Here is an 18,739-nt window from a genome sequence, read left to right on the forward strand (position 1 = left end):
GGCCCTGCCACTCATGAAGAGTCGCAGGGCCTTTCTCGGCTCTCACACCCGGCGGATGGCCGCCAACGGGTCCGCGTACAGCGCGCTCAGCGAAGTAACCACCGCCGCGAACTCCTGGACCTTCCCCCCGAATCCACTGATCCGGATATCGGTGGCCGCCAACTGCGTGCTCTGCGAAAACGAGCGAGCCACATGCCCCAGCGCGGGCCGGTACCCCGTGAACGCCTGACCGCCCAGCACAACTCGATCCGGGTTGAGCATGTCGCGAACCAGCGCGACAGTCTGTCCGAGCATCGTCGCCCGCTCGGCGAGCAGTTCCCGCGCCGATTCGGACCCGGACTCGGCCGCCCGATACAGATCATTGATCGTGGTCCCGGCAGTCCCGTTGTGCGCCGGGATGATTCCACGGCCGACAGCCCGCGCCTGCAGGGCCCGATCACCGACGGTCACTTCCAAGCATCCACGCCGGCCGCACGTGCACTGCACATCGGAGCCCGTCGGCAGATGCGCGATCGACCCAGGCCCGTTGCTCGGGGTGTGTACCCGGCCGTCGAGGGTGACGGCGATGCCCGCGGTCTCACGGACGTAGAAGTAGAGGCTGCTGCCGTGCTGAGCAGCGGGAAGTTCGGTATCGGGCTCGGGCCTGCGCGCGTCGAAGGTGGGCAGCAGCAGCTCCGAGGCAGCCATCGCCTCGACGTGCGGCGCGACGGAAACCGGCAGCTCGAGCACATCGCCGAGCACCTGCCCGATCGGCGCACCCTTCCATTCCAGCTTCGGATGGTCGACCACACCGCTCTGCGGATCCACCCGCCCACCGATGGCCACACCCGCCCACAGCGGCGTCCGCCGATGCCACCGCTGCAGGAACGCCTTGGCGCTGCGCGCGACGGTGGTGACCGCGAATTCCTGCCCGGTCTGCGGTGTGGCGATGGCGAGCCCGCCGAGAATGCGGCCACGCAGATCAGCGGCGACGATCTTCGTCGCCTCGGCGCCGATATGAATGCCCAGCGTCAGGTAGGCGTCGTGATCGATCTCGAAGGGCACCCGCGGCCTGCCGACCGCGCCCGCGGCGGTCAGATCGGGCCGCTCACGCAGCAGTCCGGCCGAAAGCAGCGACGCCACTTGCCGATTGACGGTGGCGATACTCAAACCCGTTGCTCGCGCGGCGTTGTCGCGCGAGACCGGACCGGAGGCCGCGGTACGCAGCACCGCTGCGGCGGGGTTGTCACTACGCCGCAGCTCCGGCGGCACAACGGGGCGGGAAACACGAGGGCGACCGGCGCCCGTCCGGGAGACGGGGCGATCGATGATGGGAGCAGACATATGAAGTTCCTTGCCAAAAATCCCGTTATCCCAACGGGATTGCCTACACGTGGGGCGTGGCAGCTCGCGAACCTGAAGGGCTCAGCTGCAGAAGCAGGAACGACACAGTTCGCGCGTCAACGGCAACCGCAAGCCCAGAGCGGCGGTCACGTACGTGACCCGCTGGGCGGGGAGATGGTTGCTGGACATAACAATCAAGTTAACACCTAATCCCGACCCATCCAAGCCAAACCGGCGAATTGTGCGCTGAGGCACATCATCGCCGCAGGTCAGCGGGGGCACACGACAGGCGCAATGGGTACAAACGGGGGAAACCCTCTGCGGGAACCGAGTTCCCGCAGAGGGTTTCGACGATCCGGTCGGACTTACTTGGCCGGCGCGTTGAAGGGCGCGGAGATCGTGGAGAAGTACTGGATCGCAGCACCGATCGCCACCGGGGCGGTGATGAAGATCTGACCCAGGATGACGCCGAGGGCGCCGATCGTGGTGGCGCCGACGACGCAGCCGCCGATGCCGCCGGGGAGGGCGCCGAAGATCGCGCCGAGCACGCCACCGGCGACCAGGCCGCCCGCCGCACCCGCGACGCAACCGAGCGCGGCGCCGCCGAGGCCACCGACCAGGGTGCCGATCGCGGCACCCAGCGAGATGGTGGAGGTCAGACGGCTCCAGGCGGCCTGCTCACGCTCGTACTCGGTCTTCCACGGCGCCTTGTCCTCGTAGGGCAGCGCGACCGGCTTGTAGACAGCCTTGGCCGGATCCAGCTGCGGGGTCAGGGTCGCGGTGTTGCCCGAGATCTCGGCCGCGATCGGCAGCTCGAACTCGTCGAGGCGGAAACTCAGGGGGGTGCCCGCGAGGGTGGCGCCGTTGGGGGCCTTGATCTTGAAGACACCGTCCTCTTCGACCAGCGAGCCGGCATCGGTGGTGATGACGGCCTTCGAATCGTCGACGACCTCGGCGGTGTAGTTGATCGGGGCGGCTTCCTCGGCCGGCGCGGCGTTCACGGTGCCTGCCGTGATGCCCGTAGCCACGGTCAGGAGCGCCGCGACAACGGCGAACTTCCTCATCTTCATAAAACTGCCAATCCCTCATCTGTTGTGGAGCTGTTCGAGATGCAAGCTTCGAGCAGATCCACCCTCGTGACGAGGGAAAAAAGCAGCTAGATCTTAACTAGGAATTCATTTCGAGGCTTTGGCCGCCGCCTTGGCCTGCTTCTTGAATTCTCGTACTTCCGACAATGTTTCGGCATCGACGACGTCGGCGACCGAGCGTCGCGACCCGTCGTCGCCATAGGATCCGGCCGCTTTTCGCCAGCCGTCGGGCTGCACGCCCCGCTGTTTTCCGAGCAATGCGAGGAAGATCTTCGCCTTCTGCGCCCCGAACCCCGGCAGGTCCTGCAACCGGCGCAGCACCTCCGCGCCGTCGGGATCGCCCGCGGTCCAGATCTGCGCAGGTAGGCCGTCATAGTGCTCGATCACATACTGGGCGAGCGCTTGGGCCCGCCGCGCCATCGACCGCCCATAACGGTGAATCGCCGGCGGGGTGGCCGCGAGTTCCTCGAATTCGGCCGGATCCGCTTCGGCGATGCGGCGCAGATCGAATCCGCCCATGCGCTCGGCGAGTTTGCGCGGCCCACGAAACGCGTGCTCCATCGGGTACTGCTGGTCGAGCAGCATTCCCAGCAGCAGCGCGAAATCGTCGGTGCTGAGCAGTTCGTCGGCCTCGGATTCCTGCGCGAGGCACAGCGTGCGAGTCATACATTCATCGTGACACATTTCACCAGTAGCCTCTGAGTCCATGCTCACGAGGACTGCTCCCACTCTGGCGGTGCGAATGACCGACTACACCCCACGCCCGGCCCGCTTCGACCGAGCGGCCCGGGATCAGCTGATCGACGCCCATGATCTGGAAGTCACCCGACCCGGTATGCGCGCGCTCGGCGCCTGGAGTCACACCGCGCTGGCGCTGCGGCCCGGCGAGAGCGCGCTCGACATCGGGTCGGGCACCGGATCGGAGGTGTTCACCTTCGCCGAGGAAGTCGGGCCCCACGGCACCGCGATCGGCGTCGAGCCGGATCCGCATCTGCTCGCCTCGGCGCAGCGCCGCGCGATCGAGTCCGGGTCGAGCGCGAGCTTCGTCTCCGGCGATGCCTACGGCTTACCGTTCGGCACCGATACCTTCGACGCGGTGCTGTGCGAACGGGTGTTCCAGCACCTCACCGCACCCGCGCGGGCGGCGGCCGAGATCGCCAGGGTGCTGCGGCCCGGTGGGCGCGCGGTGGTGGTGGACTGCGACTGGGCGACCGCGATCGTGCATCCTGGCAGCCCCCGGGTGGTGAGCGCGGTGATCGACACCCTGATCTCCTCGACCACCAATCCGCTCTCGGGCCGACGCCTCCCCGGGCTGCTCAGCGGCACCGGCCTGGTGGTCGAGGAGATCGGCTCACACGCACTGGTGCAGGACCGAACGGTCGGCGCGGGAGCGCTGGTGCGCCGCATCGCGGACCTGGCCGCCCTGCGCGGGGCGATCACCGCGAGCGATCGCGATCAACTCCTCGCCGACCTGCAGGCAGGCGCGGACCGCGGCGACATCCATATCTCGGTCACCCTGTTCGGCACGCTGGTGACCAAACCGCACTGAGCGTTGGCGGGGCCTCGAGGCCCCGCCAACGCAGGCGATCTCAGAGCAGCTTCTCCGTGGCCGCGAGCAGCACGCAGGTCGCGAGTCCGTCCATCGCCTTCTCCAGTTCCGGCAGCTGCGGGAAGCTGGGGGCGATGCGGATGTTCTTGTCCTCGGGATCCTTGCTGTACGGGAACGCCGAGCCCGCGGCGGTGAGCGCGATGCCCGCCTCCTTGGCCAGCGCGATCACCCGGGCCGCGGTGCCCTCGAGCACGTCGAGACTGATGAAGTAGCCGCCCTTGGGCTCGGTCCACGACGCGACCTTCGACGCGCCGAGGCGGTCTTCCAGGATGCGGCGCACGAGCGCGAACTTGGGTTCGAGCAGCGCACGGTGCTTCTGCATGTGGTCGCGCACACCCTCGGCATCGGTGAAGAAGCGCAGGTGCCGCAGCTGGTTGAGCTTGTCGGGGCCGATGCTCTTCTTCGCGGCGTGCGACAGATACCAGTCGATGTTGGCCTGCGACGCTCCGAAGAAGCTCACGCCCGCACCGGCGAAGGTGATCTTGGAGGTCGACGCGAACACCAGTGGACGGTTCGGGTTGCCCGCCGCCGCGGCCAGGCCGAGTACGTCGACGACCGGCGCCGCGATATCGGTGAGCGGGTGCACCGCGTAGGCGTTGTCCCAGAACAGCCGGAAGTCCGGTGCCGCGGCGGGCAGCGAAACCAGTTCGCGGACAATCTCTTCCGAGTAGACGACACCGGTGGGGTTGGAGTAGTTCGGCACCGCCCACAGGCCCTTGATCTGCGGATCGTTCGCCAGCAGCGTCGCGATGGCGTGGACATCGGGGCCGTCGTGGCGCATCGGGATGGTGATCATCTCGATGCCGAGCGCCTCGGTGATGGCGAAGTGACGGTCGTAGCCGGGGGCCGGACACAGCCACTTGATCGGCTCGTCGCCGACCCAGCGGCGCGGGGAGTCGGGGGTGCCGTAGAGCATCGAGAACACGATGATGTCGTGCATGATCTCGAGGCTGGCATTGTTGCCCGCCAGCAGTCGCTCGACGGGGATACCGAGCAGTTCGCCGAAGATCGCGCGCAGTTCCGGCAGACCGGTGAGGCCGCCGTAGTTGCGGCAGTCGGTGCCCGAGCCGTCGCGGAAGTCGCCCTCGCCCGGCAGGGACAGCAGCGACGAGGACAGGTCGAGTTGCTCCGGCGAGGGCTTACCTCGGGTGAGATCCAGCGTGAGCTTCTCAGTTTTGAGCGTCGCGTATTTCGCGGTCTGGGACTCGTGCTCGGACACGAGTTCCTCGTGGCTCATCAAACCGATCTGCGTTTGCCGGGGCATCCTGGGCAGCCTTTCGAAGCAGCAAGGGGGTGCACGCTATGCGTGCTGACAGGCGCAACGTTACCCGGCGATTGCCCGCAATCGGCGGGGTATCGGGGCCGGGATCAGGCTCGCACGCTGCGAAGGTGCGTAGGCCGATCGGTCGGAGTGGGGACCCCTGAAATTAAAGGGGACCCCGCGCACCCGGCAGAGCCCGTTGACCCTTGCTGCCTTCCGGCCCTGGGGGAGTTCACAGGATGCTCGCCGCGCGGGATCCGTCGGCCAGTGTAGCGGTTGTTCGCGGTACTAGCGATTCCGGTCTTCGAACAGCAGGTCGGCGGCGCGCGTGAGGACCTCGACGCGGGTGCGGCCCGCGTGATCGGCGGCCAGGAAGTGGCTGCCGATGGTGGCGCAGAAGGCGAGCAGACTCCTGGCTTCGACCTCGTCGGGATCTTCGCAGAACACGCCGATTGTCTCGCGCAGCAACGCCATTCGCGTGTTGTCGACGCGGCGAAGGCGTGCGGCGACGTCGTCGTCGCGGCGGGCCCAGTCACGGATCGCGAGGTCGATCGGGAGCAGTCGATTGCTGGAGAAGGTGAGCAGGCCCGCCACGCGCGCCTTGGTCTTCGGGTCGAGGGTTTCGACGCGTTCGAGCACCTGGTCTGTCGCTTCGCTCTCCCACACGTCGAGCATCGCGGTGAGCAGTGCGTCACGGTCGGCGAAGTAACCGTAGAACCCGCCTTTGGTCACGCCGATGCGCTTGGCCAGCGCCTCGACCCGCACGGCGTCGACGCCGGAGGACGCCAGTACGGCCAGGCCCTCCTCGACCCATCTGGCCCGGGGCGTTCGCGCGGTACCCACGACGTGTTCCACCTCATATCCCTCGACGACGACCGCATCCGACCAGTCGATACTCGAGTGTACGCAACCGTATAACCGCCGCGCCGACGGTGACGCTGGCTACGATCTATCCGATATCGGCAGCGGGGGTTCGGTGTTCCCCATGACTGGAGAGGGGGCCCGATCGTGACCGGCCCGAATCAGCGACCACCCGGCGACGGTGTGCCGCCGTCCGACCCCACCGTCGCATGGTGGGAACGACCAGGCGAAGGCGCAGGTCAGAACCCCGCCCAAGCCGACCCGACAGTGCTGCGCGGCAATATCGGCGCGCCCGGCCCGTACACCGCACCGCCCGGGCCCTATCAGAGCGGCGCGAACCCCCAGCCCTACACCGCGCCGCCCGGGCCTTATCAGAGCGGAGCGAATCCACAACCGTTCCCACAGCCGCAGCAGTACGCGCATCCGCAAGCGGGCGCCTATCAAGCGCCGCAGCCGCAATGGGGCGCACCGCCGCGGCCGCCCTCGTCGGGCAACAAGGCGGTCTGGTGGATCGTCGGTGGCGCCATCGTGGCGGTGGGCGCGCTCGTGATCGGGCTGATCGCGTTCACGGCCAACAAGGTCGACGACGACAACCCCTTCGGACCCGATCCGGACAAGTGGGCGGGTAGCTACGTCTACAAAGACGGCAAGAACGCCTGCGACCTGGTCGATCTCACCGTGCTGAACCAGTGGTCGTCCACGCGCGAGACGACCACCCACACCGAGCGTGGCCCGTCGGAGTACATCGGCGGCGGCTCCTACGACTGCGACGCCAAGAACCAGGAGTCGGGCCGCAACGCCAACGACGCGGCCTTGGGTCTCGAGGTCGAGTTCAAGACCGAGAGCGAGACCGAGTCCGACTACGCGCGCTGGAAGGGCTACGACACCAAGACCACCGGCAAGGACTACGACCACGGCCCGGTGAGCGGCCTCGGCACGGAGGCGTACTACGCCAGCGAGCAGCACACCTACGGCTCCATCCCGAGCGACTACTCCGTCGTGGTGGCCGCGCACGACAGCAACATCTCGGTGAAGGTGGAGATCGAGGTGTCGACGATGCGCACCGTCGACAAGGCGGCCATGCGCACCGCCGCCGAGACCCAGGTCCGCAAGGTACTGGCCGCTCTGAAGAAGTAGCAGGTCAGAAGCGGTCGCGGGGGCCCGGTTTGGCATCGACCCCCTGCGACCCGCTATGCTGCTCCACGGAGGATTCGCCTAGTGGCCTATGGCGCTCGCCTGGAACGCGGGTTGGGTTAACGCCCTCAGGGGTTCAAATCCCCTATCCTCCGCAACAGCAGGGCCCTGATCGGTTCGCCGGTCGGGGCCCTGTTCGTTTAATCGGTGGATCTGTCAGTGGGCTTCCGTAGAGTGAGCCCCGATGGTGCGGGAGACCCCCACCACACCCACATACCGTCGTCGCCGCCCCAACACAGATGTGCGTGCCGACGCAGTCCAGTGGGTACCCAGCCTTCGCGCCGATCCGGAGTTCGGATCGCGCCGGTCGATGCCACGAGCGCGTCGATCGCACAGAAATCAGAAAGTACAGAACGAAGTGAACACATCACCTGAAACGAGCATCGGGCGCGACGCGTCCGGGCCGATCCGGCTGATGCTGCGTGACCGCACAGCCACCACCGGGCCGATCGACGGCGCCTGGTGGCCGCGAACCGACCAGCCGATGACCGAGTTGCACCAGTTGGTGACCGCGGTCGGACCGCGGATCGGCAAGCTGGCCCGGCTCGGATTCGACTGGACCACCAGCGAATCCGGCGACAGCACAGCCCGCAACGACCAGGCCGCGCGCATCATGCACGTGGTCGGCAGCAACGGCGCCGCCCTAGCGCTGCTGGTCATCCCCGCGGCCACCGAGGCACCCGCGGCGCGCAGCCAGATGCGCTGGGCGGCAGGAAAACCACGCATCCAGGACCCGGCGCCCGCCGACACGGCCGCCGACGGGCCACGCACCCTCGTGCAGATCTGACCAGCACCCTCGTGCAGATCTGAACTTCGCCGATCTACCTCATCGGTCGCTGGTGAACGACGGATCGAAGTCGCGCGGCGCACCACGACGACTCAGCAACCGGTCGAACCATTCACCCAGGATGACGCCCGCGGCCAGCGCGCAGCCGACACCGAACGCCCCGAGGATCTGCCCGAAACCGAGCAGCGTTTCGTCCTCGAGCAGGGCATACAGCCCGCGATATACCTTCAGACCCGGCAGCAGCGGCGTGATGCCCGCCGCCGCGACGACCAGGGGCGGGGTGAGCGCGCGACGCGCCATCAGACCACCGGCGAGGCCGATCACCGTGGCCGCCAGGCCGGCGGACACCACCGGCCCGAACCCGATGTCCTGCGCGCCGAGGAAGGCCATGGTGCCGCCCGCACCGCTGAGCCCGGCCGCGAACAGCGCGCGCCGCTCCGCGTAACAGGCCATCGCGAACGCGATCGCCGCGACCGCACCGGCCACCAGCTTGATCGCCAGATCATCGGTGTCGCGGCCCGCGCTGGCCGCGATCTCGGGCACCGCGATCCCCATCATCGTCGAGATCCGCAGGGCCAGACCGATGCCCGCGACGATGCCGCCGGTCATCATCACCACCTCGAGCATGCGGGCGGCCGCGGTGATCGGCGCGCCGGTGATGGCATCCTGCACCGAACCCACCAACTGCTGACCGGACAGCAGCACGGTGATGCCCGCCGCGACGATCAGCGCCGCGTCGGAACGCCAGTGGTCGCTGATCGAGGCGAGCGCGATGGCCGGGATCGTGGCGATGACACCACCGACCATGTGCTGGAAGAACATCGGCAGACCGAGCTGATGCAGGTACCGGTTCACCACGTCGATCGCCGCGGTGCTCACGAAACTGATCGCGGCGAGAACGAACCCACCGCCGAGCAGCACCGCGATCGCCGCCGCCAGCAGCGACCAACCCGCCGTCGACACCCAGCGCGGGTAGGGGTGGCGCGACGAGATCAGTTCGTCGAGGGCGGCGTGCGCTTGGTCGACGGGGACGATCTGGCTGCGAATGCGGCGCGTCAGCCGGTCGACCGCGGCCAACCGCGTGAAGTCGAGCGAGCGGTACTTCACGACGCGCATATCGCTGGCCGGCGGCAGGCTGGGTCCACGGTCGGCCCAGATACGGATCGCGTCGAAGGTGACGTCGATATCGCAGCTGTTCAGACCGTAGGTCGAGGCGATGAAGCGGACCTGCGCTGACGTGTCACCGACACCGGTACCCGCGGAGAGGACGACCTCACCCACGCGCACGGCCAGGTCGAGTACCTGCGACACCTCGGCGTCGTCGGCGAGGTCGATCGGTTGCAGCGGGGTGGGTGCGGCGACGATGTTGTCGGCGGTGGCCCGTTGTGACGGCAGGACGAACGGCCTGCGCAAACGCCACCATCGCTGGCGCAGACCTGGGCGTTCGAGGATGGTGGCGCCGTCGCCTTCCGCCAAGGGGTCCACACTCATACCTCGACGGTAATAGCGATCGCAGCACCTTCGCCGTCTCGCAATCAGTTCGTCAACGTGTCGGGTCCGGATTCGCTGGTAGCCGAACGGTGACGACGTCCGAGGTCGCGCCGTAGGGTCAGATGTCGTCGATCAATCCGGTGCTGTAGGCCGTCGCCGCCAGGTGCTGTAGGCAGCGCGGGCCGCATCCGTTGTGCTGAGTCAGCACGAAACGGGCCTGCTGGAGCGAAGAAATGGAAGAATCGGCCAGACAGTCGGCATGTGCGGCGCGCCAGTGGTCTTCGTAGCGGAGGGCGGCGGCCCGCGATGTCGGCGGGTCTGGTGCGGAAGTGTCCAGCAGGGTGTGACGGGAGGGGCAGGCAATGGAGGCGATGACTGTATGAACACCGGGACGGGGAAGGTGATCCAGGAGCGGCGCAGGCTGCTCGGGCTCTCGCAGCCCGCGCTGGCCACCGCGATCGGGGTGAGCTCGCGCCAGATCACCAGGTACGAGTCCGAGGAGCAATCGCCGACACTGCCGGTCGCTGTCCGATTGGCCGACGCGTTGCAGGTCTCGCTGGCGGAGCTGGCGGGCATCGTCGACAACCGCGTCGACCTGGCGGGTGACTGGTGGGCAGCCTGGCAGAAACCGGCGAACCACGCGGACGAGGTCGAGGTAGCGGCGGTGACCATCCGGCACGAGGGTGACCATCTGATGCTCGACTCGGCCGCTGAACCGCCTGCGCCCGAAGCCGATCCGGTCGCCCAGGTACGTGGCGAGATGCGGGTCTGGGAGGGCGAGGCGCTCACCGGCTGGATGCGCGGCATGGACATCGCGTTCCCGGTCGGCACCATCTACTACTCGCTGCATCCCCAGGGTGCTCATGCCGTCGGCTCGTGGACGACGAAATCGGGCCCCGACGGCCTGGTACGCGGCTGGAGCGTGCTGGCGCGGGAGAAATCCGACGCCGAGAAGCTGCTGGCGGAAATGCTGCGCACCGACGGCAATGTCGAGTCGTGGCCGGGTCCCTCGCGCTCGGCCTGAAGCCGCCGCCTGATCTCGGCGACGCTCGGGCGCCCGCGTTCGGCGGGCGGTGTGAGTAGTAGGTAGCGGCTCAGCGCCCCGAACACGAACAGCCCCACGGCAATCCACAGATAGATCTCCATCGGTTCCCCTCCGAACGAGTCAGTGCTTGCACGAGTGGCGCGGTATGGTGGTCGCCGAGCCGCCACGAGAAAGTATGGTCGCCGCCAAGACCTTTTGGACAGCAAAAAGCGTCTACAAACGTCTACAGTTCTCTACGATGAGCCCATGTCCAGTCGGGGCGAGCAGGGGAACGGCGTCGTCGGAGCTCGGTTGCGGCGATTGCGGGAAGAGTCGGGGTTGTCGCTGGCGGCGTTGGCCGCGCGCGTTCCGTACAGCAGGGCGGCGCTGGGACACTACGAAACCGGCACGCGAGCCGCGTCTTTCGAGGTGATCGCGTGGTACGAGCGGGTACACGCGCAATCGACGCCCGCGCTGCCAGGCACTCGTCGACGTGATCCGCGAGCTGCCGATGCGGCCCTCGCGACGGCGATCGCCGCGGCGCATCGAACCGGCCCGCTGATCGAGATCGGGCGACCACACCGGGGAGACAGCGGAACCGGATACTTCTGCCCGTTCCGGATCGACGGCGTGATCGAGGGTGAAGCCGCGGGAACCGACCCGGCGACGGCCTTGCACTCGGCGCTGCTCGCGGTGGGCGCGGAGCTCGATCGCGCGGGAAACAGCGTCGGCCACGGTCGACGTCGGTGAAAACTGGTCCTGCCCCGCGGATCAGCGGTGCGCGGCGACGACCGCATCGAGCGCGACGGCGAGCAAGTCCAGGTAGCGGTCCGGATCGGACAGCACCCGCGGATCGGAATGCACGGACAGCGTGATCGTTTCGCCGATCCCGTGGACACCGTGAGTCAGGTGCATGACGGTACCGAGGGCCGGGAAACCCCCTGTGAACAGGACCGGGGCACCCGCGAAGGCGAGATCGGCCGGCCCGCGATACACACTGGACACGACGGTATTGCCATCGAGCGCCGCGGGGACATTGTCCAGTTCGGCCCGTTCGACATCACGTACCGCCAGCACCGCGGGGACGACATCGCCGACTCGATCCTGTGCGGAGAGCAGCGGATTCAGCGCTCGTTCGCGGCGGGCAGCGAGTTCATCGGCGATGAGGTTCGCGCGCGTACGCAGGTCGGGTTCGTCGATGTGCAGGTCGATGGACAGTCCGCGGTAGTTGTTGCGGGCCGCACTCGGCCCCGGAAGTGCCATCGGTAGTGCGGTACCCAGCCGTTCCGGTTGCTCGCCTCGCTGCGAGAGATAGTCGACCAGTGCCCGCGAAATCGCCGTCAGCGCAACAACAGTGACGGTTTTGCCCGGAATGCGGAGGTCGTCCGCATCGACGACGAGCATTCTCACGGTGTGACCGTCGACCGCGGTTGCCGGATTCAGCGCACAGGGCACGAACCCGGTTGTGGCCGCGGGTACCTCACCGGCGGCCGTCCGGTCCGCCAATTCCCGCTGCGCGAGGTACGCGGCCCGCCCGCGCCACACCGTCGCCGCGAGCTGTGCGGGAAGACGCAGCACCCCAAGCACTCTCGGATCGACTCGCCGAGCGATCCATCCACAGGGTTGTCCACAGGAATCCCCAGGCTGTGCAGAAGTTTTACCAGGTCCGACCGGGTGATCTGCCGAGTTGTCCACAGGCGCATCGGGTGTGCTGTGGACAACAGCTTCATCCACAGCCATCCCGAAGAGCGCTCGCGCGATGGCGGCGGCACGGGTGCCGTCGGCCAGTGCGTGCGAAAGTTGCAGCACCACCACCACAACGGGCGCGGCCGACCGTGGTGCGGAGTGAACCGACCGGAAAACATGGACACGCCACGGAAATTCGGTCGCGACGACACCGGTTCCCAGGAGTTCGCCCAGATCCGCGAGCAACGCCTGCCACGACAGACCGTCCGGCCTGTGGTGCACGAATTGCTGGGAGGTGAATTCGGCCGGAACCCAGCGCGGGTAGTCGAGATCGCCCGGAATCTCCTGCAACCGGATCCGCAGATCCGGAATGCGCGCGGCGCGCGCGGCGATGAAAGCGCGGAGTTCGTCGGTGGCGGAATCGGTTTCGGCGAAAGAGTAGAGCAGGAACACGTCGTTGGCGGTGCGCCGCGACAGCCAGTACATCGTCGCGTCACGCGCGGCCATCGTGGTCATCCGGCCACGATAGGCCACCCCGCCGAGATCACTGAGAAGGCCCCGAGTCCGCTCGACTCGGGGCCGGTATTGCCCATTCGAGATGCATCTCGCGGTTCAGCCCCGCGCGAACTCTCCCGCGGTGACATCGGCGAGGAAGGCTCGCCACTGCCCTGGACCGAAGGCCAGTACGGGTCCGCGACCACGATCCTTGGTGTCACGAACGGCGATGTCGCCGCCGGCGAGAAAGGCTACTTCGACGCAGTTCCCATCGGGTCCGCTGTAGGTGCTCTTCCGCCACACAGCGTCGGTTACATCAACTTCCACGGCACTTGCTCCTTTGGTTCATCGAGAAGAGGGGATAACTCCTGGAATCGTTGCAACATTCCGAAATCCGGCGCGACCGATGAGTTACTTCGTGGCACACAAGGCACTGCCACACGGCGCGCGCAACCGACCGGCACGAACCAGCGCATCGAGGCGTTTCCGCCTCCGGGGGCTGCCCCCGCGGAAGAAACACTAGCAGGTCTTCCGCAATGTTGCGGAAGAGAATTTGCTTTCCCATATCGTTTTGCCAACCTTGCGAAGCTTCACGTTTGCGGAGGCATTGCCAGGCCTCTTACCCATTCCCGATCTGGTTGACACATCCCCATTTACTTCCGTGTGATTAGTCCGTGATACGTCAATTTCTCGAGTACCTCAGCAGTCACATGAGCACCATCGAGGGCAGGCGTGGATCATGGGGGAATGATCTCCCGTGACCGCGACACCGCAGGTCGTGCCCGTAACGACCGTCCCCGCGATCGACTCGGCCGACCGCTGCCCCCCGGCAGTGCCGGAGTCGCCCGAATTCCCGACGACCTCGACCTCGGACCCCAGCAAACTCTCACCTTCGCTCAGCAACTGCTGGACGACGGATTGGCATTCAATGCCCACGAGGTATTGGAGGCGGCATGGAAGAACGGGCCGGTTGCCGAACGGATGCTCTGGCAAGGGCTGGCCCAATACGCCGTCGGCCTCACCCACATCCAGCGCGGCAACGCCAAAGGCGCGGGTACTCTACTGCGCCGGGCGAGCGAGCGACTCGGGTCCTACCCGGCGAATGCCCAGCAGCACGATGTCGACCGCGCCGGACTGATCGCGCACGCGCGGGAGCTGCTCGACGCGCTCGATGCCGGCGACGGCATCGCCGAGGAGCGGCTACGCACGCGGCTGTGCCGCGAGCCCACCTAGGATCGTGGAGTGCCAACGAGTCGAGGCGCGGGCCGCTACGCGCCGAGCCCTTCGGGCGAGCTGCACGTGGGAAACCTGCGTACCGCGGTACTCGCCTGGCTTTTCGCGCGAACTTCCGCGCGCGAGTTCCTGATCCGCGTCGACGATCTGGACCGGGTCCGGCCCGGCGCCGCCGCGGGTCAGCTCGACGACCTCGCCGCGATCGGCATCGACTGGGACGGCCCCGTGGTCTACCAATCCGAACGGCTGCCGAGCTACGCGGCCGCTGTGGCCGAACTGAGCGCAGCCGGGCGCACCTATGAATGTTTCTGCACCAGACGCGAAATCCAGCAGGCCGCCACCGCGCCGCACGGGCCGATGGGCGCCTACCCCGGCACCTGCCGTGAGCTCAGCGACGCCCAGCGCGCGGCCAAGCGGGCCGAAGGACGCGTCGGCGCAGTGCGATTGCGCGCCGACGTCACCGAGTACGAGATCACCGACCTATTGCACGGCCGATATCGGGGTGCTGTCGACGATTTGGTGTTGCGCCGCGGCGACGGTGTCCCCGCCTACAACCTCACCGTCGTCGTCGACGATGCCGCCCAGGGCGTCGACCAGGTGGTTCGCGGCGACGATCTGCTGCCGTCCACCCCGCGCCAGGCATATCTCGCGGAACTGCTCGGACTCACCGCCCCGACTTACGCCCACGTGCCGCTCGTGCTCAACGGGGAAGGCAAGCGGCTGGCGAAACGCGATGGCGCCGTGAGCCTTTCGGACCAACGTGCCCTGGGCCACACGCCCGGAGACGTGGTGGCGGCGATCGCGGAGTCACTCGGGTATTCCGCGCGGACGACCGGCGAGCTGCGCGATGTTTTCGACCCAGCGCGTATCCCCGAGAAACCATGGATACTCGAGCCTATCGGGTTGTTCCGACCAGAGGGATGTCCGTAACGTACGCATAGACCGATCTAGAAGATCAAAACGAGGACTGAGATTATGACCAGCGGTGGTTACGACCCCAACCAGTACCCGCAGGGCGGTCAGCCCGGCGGCTACGGCCAGGACCCCTACGGCCAGCAGCAGCCGCAGCCCGGCTACGGCCAGCAGCAGCCGTACGGCCAGCCCGGACACGGCGGCGCACCCCAGCCCGGTTACGGCCAGCCGGACCCCTACGGCCAGCAGCAGCCGGCCTACGGGCAGGACCCGTACGGTCAGCAGCAGCCCTACCCGCAGCAGGGCCAGTACGGTCAGCAGCAGGGCTTCGGCGGGGTACAGGCCGCCGACCTGGGAATCCGGATCGGTGCGCGTCTGATCGACTACCTGATCGTCGGTATCCCCGTCGCGATCGTGCTCGGGCTCATCGTCGGTAGCGGCACCGGTGGCCAGATCGCCACCAGTTTGATCTTGTCGCTGGCCATCTACGGCTACTTCGTCGCCATGGAGGTCACCCAGCAGGGCCAGAGCCTGGGCAAGAAGATCCTCGGCCTGCGCGTACTCGCCCCCGGTGGCGCGCCGAGCCTGACGCCCGAGCAGTCCCTCAAGCGCAACCTGTTCACGATTGTCGGCCTGATTCCCTGCGTCGGTGGGCTCGTCAGCCTCGGCCTGGCGATCTACATCATGGTCACGATCAGCAACGACCCGAACAAGCAGGGCTGGCACGACAAGTTCGCCGGCGGCACGCAGGTCGTCAAGGGCTGATTCTTCACACCTGACGAAAACAACAGGGGCGCTTCCGGAATCCGGAAGCGCCCCTGTTTCGTTGTGAGATCAGTAGGTCGTGGACGAGTCGAGTCCACCGGCGATGCCGAGCACCACGAAGAAGAGAATGTAGAGGATCCAGCCCACGATCGCGGCGACACCGATCCAGATGCCTGCCTGCGCCATGCCCTTACCTTCGCCGCCGCGCTCCTTGATCTGGTTGAGCGCCATCACGCCGAGGATGATGCCGACGATCGCGCCGACACCGCAGCTGCACAGCCCGATCAGCGAGGAGACCAGCGCGCCGATCGCCAGACCGTTGGTGCCCTGCGGCTGCGGGTACTGCCCGTAGGGCTGGTACGCGCCCGCCGCCGGATAGCCGCCGTAGCCGGGCTGCTGCCCGTAAGCGGGCGGCTGCTGCGGGTACTGCGGCTGATTGGGCTGCTGGTACTGCGGCTGCGACGGCTGCTGCGGGTACTGCGGCTGCGAGGGGGGCGGCGCCGGCTGCTGGGGATACTGCGGCGACGACGGATATTGGGAAGGCTGCGACGGCTGGGCGGTCGGATGCTGCGGCACCGAACCCGGCGCGCCGGACTCCGGGGACACGCCGGAGCCGCCGTACTGCTTCCACCACTCGTCGGAATCGCCGGGATTCGTCATTGCTACAGGGTATTCCACAACGGTGTTCCGTGGAACGCTGGGCGTTTCGAGGCGGGAAGAGGACATATCGGGCGCACCGGCCCCGGGTAGTGTACGGGCTGTGTTTTTGGAGCGCTGGCGCGCTCGAGCGGGGCCCTGGAGGCCCCGATCTTCCCTCCCTCCGGGTACTCCTTCGTCGCACCCTCCGGTCAGTCCAGATCGGGGCGGGCCCCTTTGGGTAGAGACGTATCGGGTTTAGCGGGCCCGGGTAGTGGACGGGGTGTTTCTTGGGAGAATGGGGCTCGTGACTGATACAAACTCGCTCGACAAACCAGCTGAATCTGGGCACCCCGCGCCGGAACATGCGGCATTCGCCCAGGTTGCGCGGGGGTTCTATCCGGTAATCGTCGCCCTGTTCACCGCGACGCTGATCATCTCCAATATCTGCGCCACCAAAGGTGTGGAGTTCTTCACCGACAGTTCGGTGATGCTGGGCCCGATCCAGATCCTGCCGATCGCGACCGACGGCGCCTTCTTCCTGTTCCCGCTGGCCTACATCCTCGGCGACGTGCTCAGCGAGGTCTACGGCTTCCGCGCCACCCGCCACGCCATCTACACCGGTTTCGCCGCGCTGCTGCTGACCGTCGCCTGCTTCTACATCGCCATCCAGCTGCCCCCCGCGGGCTTCTACGAGAACCAGGAAGCCTTCCGCACGGTCCTCGGCACCACCCCTCAGCTGGTGCTCGCCGGCCTCGCCGGCTACTTCGTCGGTCAGCTGCTGAACTCGGCCACCCTGGTACTGATCAAAGAGCGCACCAAGGAAAAGCACCTGTGGGCTCGCCTGATCGGCTCCACCGTTGTCGGCGAGTTCGCCGACACCCTGATCTTCTGCTCGATCGCCGCTACCGCCATCGGCATCAACACCTGGCAGTCGTTCATCAACTACGTCATCGTCGGCTTCCTGTGGAAGACCCTGTGCGAGGTGCTCGTCATGCCGATCACCTACCGCGTCATCGCCGTCCTCAAGAAGACCGAACCGACCTACGCTCCGGCGAAGGTCGACGCGCTGCACGACTAGCCCGCAGGGTGGGCGGCGGATCGGAAGGTCCGCCGCCTACTCCCCCGGCACCTTGATCCGGCCCCGCCACTGGCCCAGGAACTCCTTCTTGAACTCGTCGAAGTAGCCGCCCTCGATGCTGGCCCTGATCCGGTCGACGAGGCGAATCGTGAAGCGCTCGTTGTGAATTGTGCACAGCGTCGCCGAGAGCATTTCCTTGGCCTTGAACAGGTGATGCAGGTAGGCGCGGGTGTAGTGGGCGCAGGTGTAGCAGTCACAGTTCTCGTCGATCGGGGTGAAGTCGCGACGGAACCGGGCGGTGTTGATGTTGAACCGCCCCTCGTCGACATAGATCGCGGCATTGCGCGCCACCCGCGAGGGATTGACGCAGTCGAACGTGTCCGCCCCGTTCTCGATCGCGGTGAACATGTCCTCCGGCTCGCTGATTCCCAGCATGTGGCGCGGTTTGGCCTCGGGCAGCTCATCACAGCACCACCCGACGATCGTGCCGAGATTGTGTTTCTCCAGCGCTCCGCCGATGCCGTAACCGTCGAATTCCGTTCCACCACTGCCCCGGATCGACTCCAGCTCACGACACGCCTTGCGCCGCAGGTCTTCGTACTGCGCACCCTGGATCACCGCGAACAGCGCCTGATACGGACGATGACCGCGCACCGCGGTGAGCCGTTCGTGCTCGTCGATGCACCGCTGCGCCCACTCGTGCGTGCGCTGCAACGACTTCTCCTGATAGCCGCGGGTATTCATCAAGGTGGTCAGCTCGTCGAAGGCGAACATGATGTCGGCCCCGAGTTCGTGCTGGATGCCCATCGACACCTCGGGTGTGAAGCGATGCTTCGAACCGTCCAGGTGCGAACGGAAGGTGACCCCGTCGTCATCGACGGTGGCCAGGCGCTCCTTGCCCGCCGCGATCACCTGATCGGACCGGATGTCCACAGCCTCCATGGCGAGGACCTTCTTGAAACCGACCCCCAGCGACATCACCTGGAATCCGCCGCTGTCGGTGAAGGTGGGCCCCGGCCAGTTCATGAACTTCCCGAGCCCACCCGCCTCGTCGACCACGTCGGCGCCGGGCTGCAGGTACAGGTGGTAGGCGTTGGCCAGCAGCGCCTGCGCCCCGATCTCGCGCATCGTCTCCGGCAGCACGGCCTTCACCGAAGCCTTCGTTCCCACCGGAATGAAAGCGGGCGTGGCGATCTCGCCGTGCGGGGTGGAGATCACGCCGGTCCGGCCGTGCCTGCCCCCGTCCAGACGGGTGCCTACTTCGAAGGAGAACTCGCTGCTGTCGGCCACCGA

Annotated in this window: 19 protein-coding genes, 1 tRNA gene and 1 other RNA gene; 10 read left to right on the forward strand and 11 right to left on the reverse strand. The window is 67.0% G+C overall.

The features are described 5' to 3' along the window. Nucleotides 1-42 precede the first annotated feature (42 nt). From ACFVVI_RS16700 to ACFVVI_RS16710, 3 genes are all read right to left on the reverse strand, one after another. A complete protein-coding gene (locus ACFVVI_RS16700) occupies nt 43-1,323 on the reverse strand; it encodes an ROK family protein (RefSeq protein ID WP_378994422.1) in 1,281 nt (426 codons plus the stop codon). 365 nt (nt 1,324-1,688) lie between these two features. Beyond that, complete coding sequence (locus ACFVVI_RS16705) at nt 1,689-2,393, reverse strand: hypothetical protein (RefSeq protein WP_378638579.1); 705 nt, start codon at nt 2,391-2,393, stop codon at nt 1,689-1,691. Between the two features lie 105 nt (nt 2,394-2,498). Beyond that, the gene (locus tag ACFVVI_RS16710) at nt 2,499-3,077 is read right to left on the reverse strand and encodes an HhH-GPD-type base excision DNA repair protein (protein ID WP_378994424.1); all 579 of its coding nucleotides are present in this window, start codon (nt 3,075-3,077) and stop codon (nt 2,499-2,501) included. Between the two features lie 76 nt (nt 3,078-3,153). On the opposite strand from ACFVVI_RS16710, the gene ACFVVI_RS16715 reads away from it, so the two are divergent. Further along, nucleotides 3,154-3,960 carry a methyltransferase domain-containing protein gene (locus ACFVVI_RS16715; RefSeq protein ID WP_387446171.1) on the forward strand — a complete coding sequence of 269 codons (807 nt, stop codon included), beginning with the start codon at nt 3,154-3,156 and terminating at the stop codon, nt 3,958-3,960. Between the two features lie 40 nt (nt 3,961-4,000). Here the strand turns inward: ACFVVI_RS16715 and ACFVVI_RS16720 are convergent, their stop codons facing one another. From ACFVVI_RS16720 to ACFVVI_RS16730, 3 genes are all read right to left on the reverse strand, one after another. Further along, nucleotides 4,001-5,284, reverse strand: coding sequence for an aminotransferase class I/II-fold pyridoxal phosphate-dependent enzyme (locus ACFVVI_RS16720; RefSeq protein WP_387445941.1), 1,284 nt, complete (start codon nt 5,282-5,284; stop codon nt 4,001-4,003). A gap of 164 nt (nt 5,285-5,448) precedes the next feature. Further along, an RNA gene (ffs, locus tag ACFVVI_RS16725) (signal recognition particle sRNA small type) lies at nt 5,449-5,543 on the reverse strand. Nucleotides 5,544-5,569: 26 nt separating this feature from the next. Beyond that, the gene (locus ACFVVI_RS16730; RefSeq protein ID WP_378638571.1) at nt 5,570-6,136 is read right to left on the reverse strand and encodes a TetR/AcrR family transcriptional regulator; all 567 of its coding nucleotides are present in this window, start codon (nt 6,134-6,136) and stop codon (nt 5,570-5,572) included. A gap of 153 nt (nt 6,137-6,289) precedes the next feature. Between ACFVVI_RS16730 and ACFVVI_RS16735 the strand changes: the two genes are divergently transcribed. The 3 genes from ACFVVI_RS16735 to ACFVVI_RS16745 all read left to right on the forward strand — a co-directional run bounded on the left by ACFVVI_RS16735 (nt 6,290) and on the right by ACFVVI_RS16745 (nt 8,123). Further along, nucleotides 6,290-7,279 carry a hypothetical protein gene (locus tag ACFVVI_RS16735; RefSeq protein WP_378994428.1) on the forward strand — a complete coding sequence of 330 codons (990 nt, stop codon included), beginning with the start codon at nt 6,290-6,292 and terminating at the stop codon, nt 7,277-7,279. 67 nt (nt 7,280-7,346) lie between these two features. Beyond that, nucleotides 7,347-7,431 (forward strand) — tRNA-Ser (locus ACFVVI_RS16740). A 263-nt stretch (nt 7,432-7,694) separates the two neighbouring features. Next, nucleotides 7,695-8,123 carry a DUF5994 family protein gene (locus ACFVVI_RS16745; RefSeq protein WP_378638566.1) on the forward strand — a complete coding sequence of 143 codons (429 nt, stop codon included), beginning with the start codon at nt 7,695-7,697 and terminating at the stop codon, nt 8,121-8,123. A 39-nt stretch (nt 8,124-8,162) separates the two neighbouring features. On the opposite strand, the gene ACFVVI_RS16750 is transcribed toward ACFVVI_RS16745, so the two are convergent. Continuing rightward, entirely contained in the window at nt 8,163-9,614 is a 1,452-nt protein-coding gene (locus ACFVVI_RS16750) for a threonine/serine exporter ThrE family protein (protein WP_378994430.1), read from the reverse strand. Nucleotides 9,615-9,993: 379 nt separating this feature from the next. On the opposite strand from ACFVVI_RS16750, the gene ACFVVI_RS16755 reads away from it, so the two are divergent. Together ACFVVI_RS16755 and ACFVVI_RS16760 are read left to right on the forward strand one after the other, a co-directional pair. Further along, nucleotides 9,994-10,638 carry a helix-turn-helix domain-containing protein gene (locus ACFVVI_RS16755; RefSeq protein ID WP_378994432.1) on the forward strand — a complete coding sequence of 215 codons (645 nt, stop codon included), beginning with the start codon at nt 9,994-9,996 and terminating at the stop codon, nt 10,636-10,638. A gap of 267 nt (nt 10,639-10,905) precedes the next feature. Continuing rightward, nucleotides 10,906-11,388 carry a helix-turn-helix domain-containing protein gene (locus ACFVVI_RS16760; protein ID WP_378994434.1) on the forward strand — a complete coding sequence of 161 codons (483 nt, stop codon included), beginning with the start codon at nt 10,906-10,908 and terminating at the stop codon, nt 11,386-11,388. 21 nt (nt 11,389-11,409) lie between these two features. Here the strand turns inward: ACFVVI_RS16760 and ACFVVI_RS16765 are convergent, their stop codons facing one another. Continuing rightward, the gene (locus ACFVVI_RS16765) at nt 11,410-12,840 is read right to left on the reverse strand and encodes a hypothetical protein (protein WP_387445942.1); all 1,431 of its coding nucleotides are present in this window, start codon (nt 12,838-12,840) and stop codon (nt 11,410-11,412) included. Between the two features lie 96 nt (nt 12,841-12,936). Beyond that, the gene (locus tag ACFVVI_RS16770) at nt 12,937-13,146 is read right to left on the reverse strand and encodes a DUF397 domain-containing protein (protein WP_378638552.1); all 210 of its coding nucleotides are present in this window, start codon (nt 13,144-13,146) and stop codon (nt 12,937-12,939) included. A 420-nt stretch (nt 13,147-13,566) separates the two neighbouring features. Here ACFVVI_RS16770 and ACFVVI_RS16775 point away from each other — a divergent pair, with 420 nt between their 5' ends. The 3 genes from ACFVVI_RS16775 to ACFVVI_RS16785 are packed head-to-tail and all read left to right on the forward strand — an operon-like array spanning nt 13,567 to nt 15,729. Further along, nucleotides 13,567-14,052 carry a DUF309 domain-containing protein gene (locus ACFVVI_RS16775; protein WP_378994438.1) on the forward strand — a complete coding sequence of 162 codons (486 nt, stop codon included), beginning with the start codon at nt 13,567-13,569 and terminating at the stop codon, nt 14,050-14,052. Nucleotides 14,053-14,061: 9 nt separating this feature from the next. Then, nucleotides 14,062-14,982: a tRNA glutamyl-Q(34) synthetase GluQRS gene (gene gluQRS / locus ACFVVI_RS16780; RefSeq protein WP_387445943.1), complete on the forward strand. Its 921-nt coding sequence runs from the start codon at nt 14,062-14,064 to the stop codon at nt 14,980-14,982. Between the two features lie 45 nt (nt 14,983-15,027). Beyond that, nucleotides 15,028-15,729, forward strand: a complete 702-nt coding sequence (locus ACFVVI_RS16785) for an RDD family protein (RefSeq protein WP_378994442.1) — start codon at nt 15,028-15,030, stop codon at nt 15,727-15,729. A gap of 69 nt (nt 15,730-15,798) precedes the next feature. On the opposite strand, the gene ACFVVI_RS16790 is transcribed toward ACFVVI_RS16785, so the two are convergent. Beyond that, complete coding sequence (locus ACFVVI_RS16790) at nt 15,799-16,389, reverse strand: DUF4190 domain-containing protein (RefSeq protein WP_378994444.1); 591 nt, start codon at nt 16,387-16,389, stop codon at nt 15,799-15,801. Between the two features lie 274 nt (nt 16,390-16,663). Between ACFVVI_RS16790 and ACFVVI_RS16795 the strand changes: the two genes are divergently transcribed. Further along, nucleotides 16,664-17,446: a queuosine precursor transporter gene (locus tag ACFVVI_RS16795; protein WP_378994446.1), complete on the forward strand. Its 783-nt coding sequence runs from the start codon at nt 16,664-16,666 to the stop codon at nt 17,444-17,446. Between the two features lie 36 nt (nt 17,447-17,482). Here ACFVVI_RS16795 and tgt read toward each other — a convergent pair whose 3' ends face one another. Further along, nucleotides 17,483-18,736 carry a tRNA guanosine(34) transglycosylase Tgt gene (tgt, locus tag ACFVVI_RS16800; protein WP_378994448.1) on the reverse strand — a complete coding sequence of 418 codons (1,254 nt, stop codon included), beginning with the start codon at nt 18,734-18,736 and terminating at the stop codon, nt 17,483-17,485. Nucleotides 18,737-18,739: the final 3 nt, after the last annotated feature.

Origin of the sequence: Nocardia sp. NPDC058114 (assembly GCF_042884695.1) — a bacterium.
Classification (GTDB): Bacteria; Actinomycetota; Actinomycetes; order Mycobacteriales; family Mycobacteriaceae; genus Nocardia.

Excerpts from the sequence above, each read along its gene's own strand:
- ACFVVI_RS16700 (WP_378994422.1), bottom strand. The coding sequence starts at position 1,323 with ATGTCTGCTCCCATCATCGATCGCCCCGTCTCCCGGACGGGCGCCGGT.
- ACFVVI_RS16705 (WP_378638579.1), bottom strand. The coding sequence starts at position 2,393 with ATGAAGATGAGGAAGTTCGCCGTTGTCGCGGCGCTCCTGACCGTGGCT.
- ACFVVI_RS16710 (WP_378994424.1), bottom strand. The coding sequence starts at position 3,077 with ATGACTCGCACGCTGTGCCTCGCGCAGGAATCCGAGGCCGACGAACTG.
- ACFVVI_RS16715 (WP_387446171.1), top strand. The coding sequence starts at position 3,154 with ATGACCGACTACACCCCACGCCCGGCCCGCTTCGACCGAGCGGCCCGG.
- ACFVVI_RS16720 (WP_387445941.1), bottom strand. The coding sequence starts at position 5,284 with ATGCCCCGGCAAACGCAGATCGGTTTGATGAGCCACGAGGAACTCGTG.
- ACFVVI_RS16750 (WP_378994430.1), bottom strand. The coding sequence starts at position 9,614 with ATGAGTGTGGACCCCTTGGCGGAAGGCGACGGCGCCACCATCCTCGAA.
- ACFVVI_RS16755 (WP_378994432.1), top strand. The coding sequence starts at position 9,994 with ATGAACACCGGGACGGGGAAGGTGATCCAGGAGCGGCGCAGGCTGCTC.
- ACFVVI_RS16760 (WP_378994434.1), top strand. The coding sequence starts at position 10,906 with ATGTCCAGTCGGGGCGAGCAGGGGAACGGCGTCGTCGGAGCTCGGTTG.
- ACFVVI_RS16765 (WP_387445942.1), bottom strand. The coding sequence starts at position 12,840 with ATGACCACGATGGCCGCGCGTGACGCGACGATGTACTGGCTGTCGCGG.
- ACFVVI_RS16775 (WP_378994438.1), top strand. The coding sequence starts at position 13,567 with ATGATCTCCCGTGACCGCGACACCGCAGGTCGTGCCCGTAACGACCGT.
- ACFVVI_RS16785 (WP_378994442.1), top strand. The coding sequence starts at position 15,028 with ATGACCAGCGGTGGTTACGACCCCAACCAGTACCCGCAGGGCGGTCAG.
- ACFVVI_RS16790 (WP_378994444.1), bottom strand. The coding sequence starts at position 16,389 with ATGACGAATCCCGGCGATTCCGACGAGTGGTGGAAGCAGTACGGCGGC.
- ACFVVI_RS16795 (WP_378994446.1), top strand. The coding sequence starts at position 16,664 with ATGGGGCTCGTGACTGATACAAACTCGCTCGACAAACCAGCTGAATCT.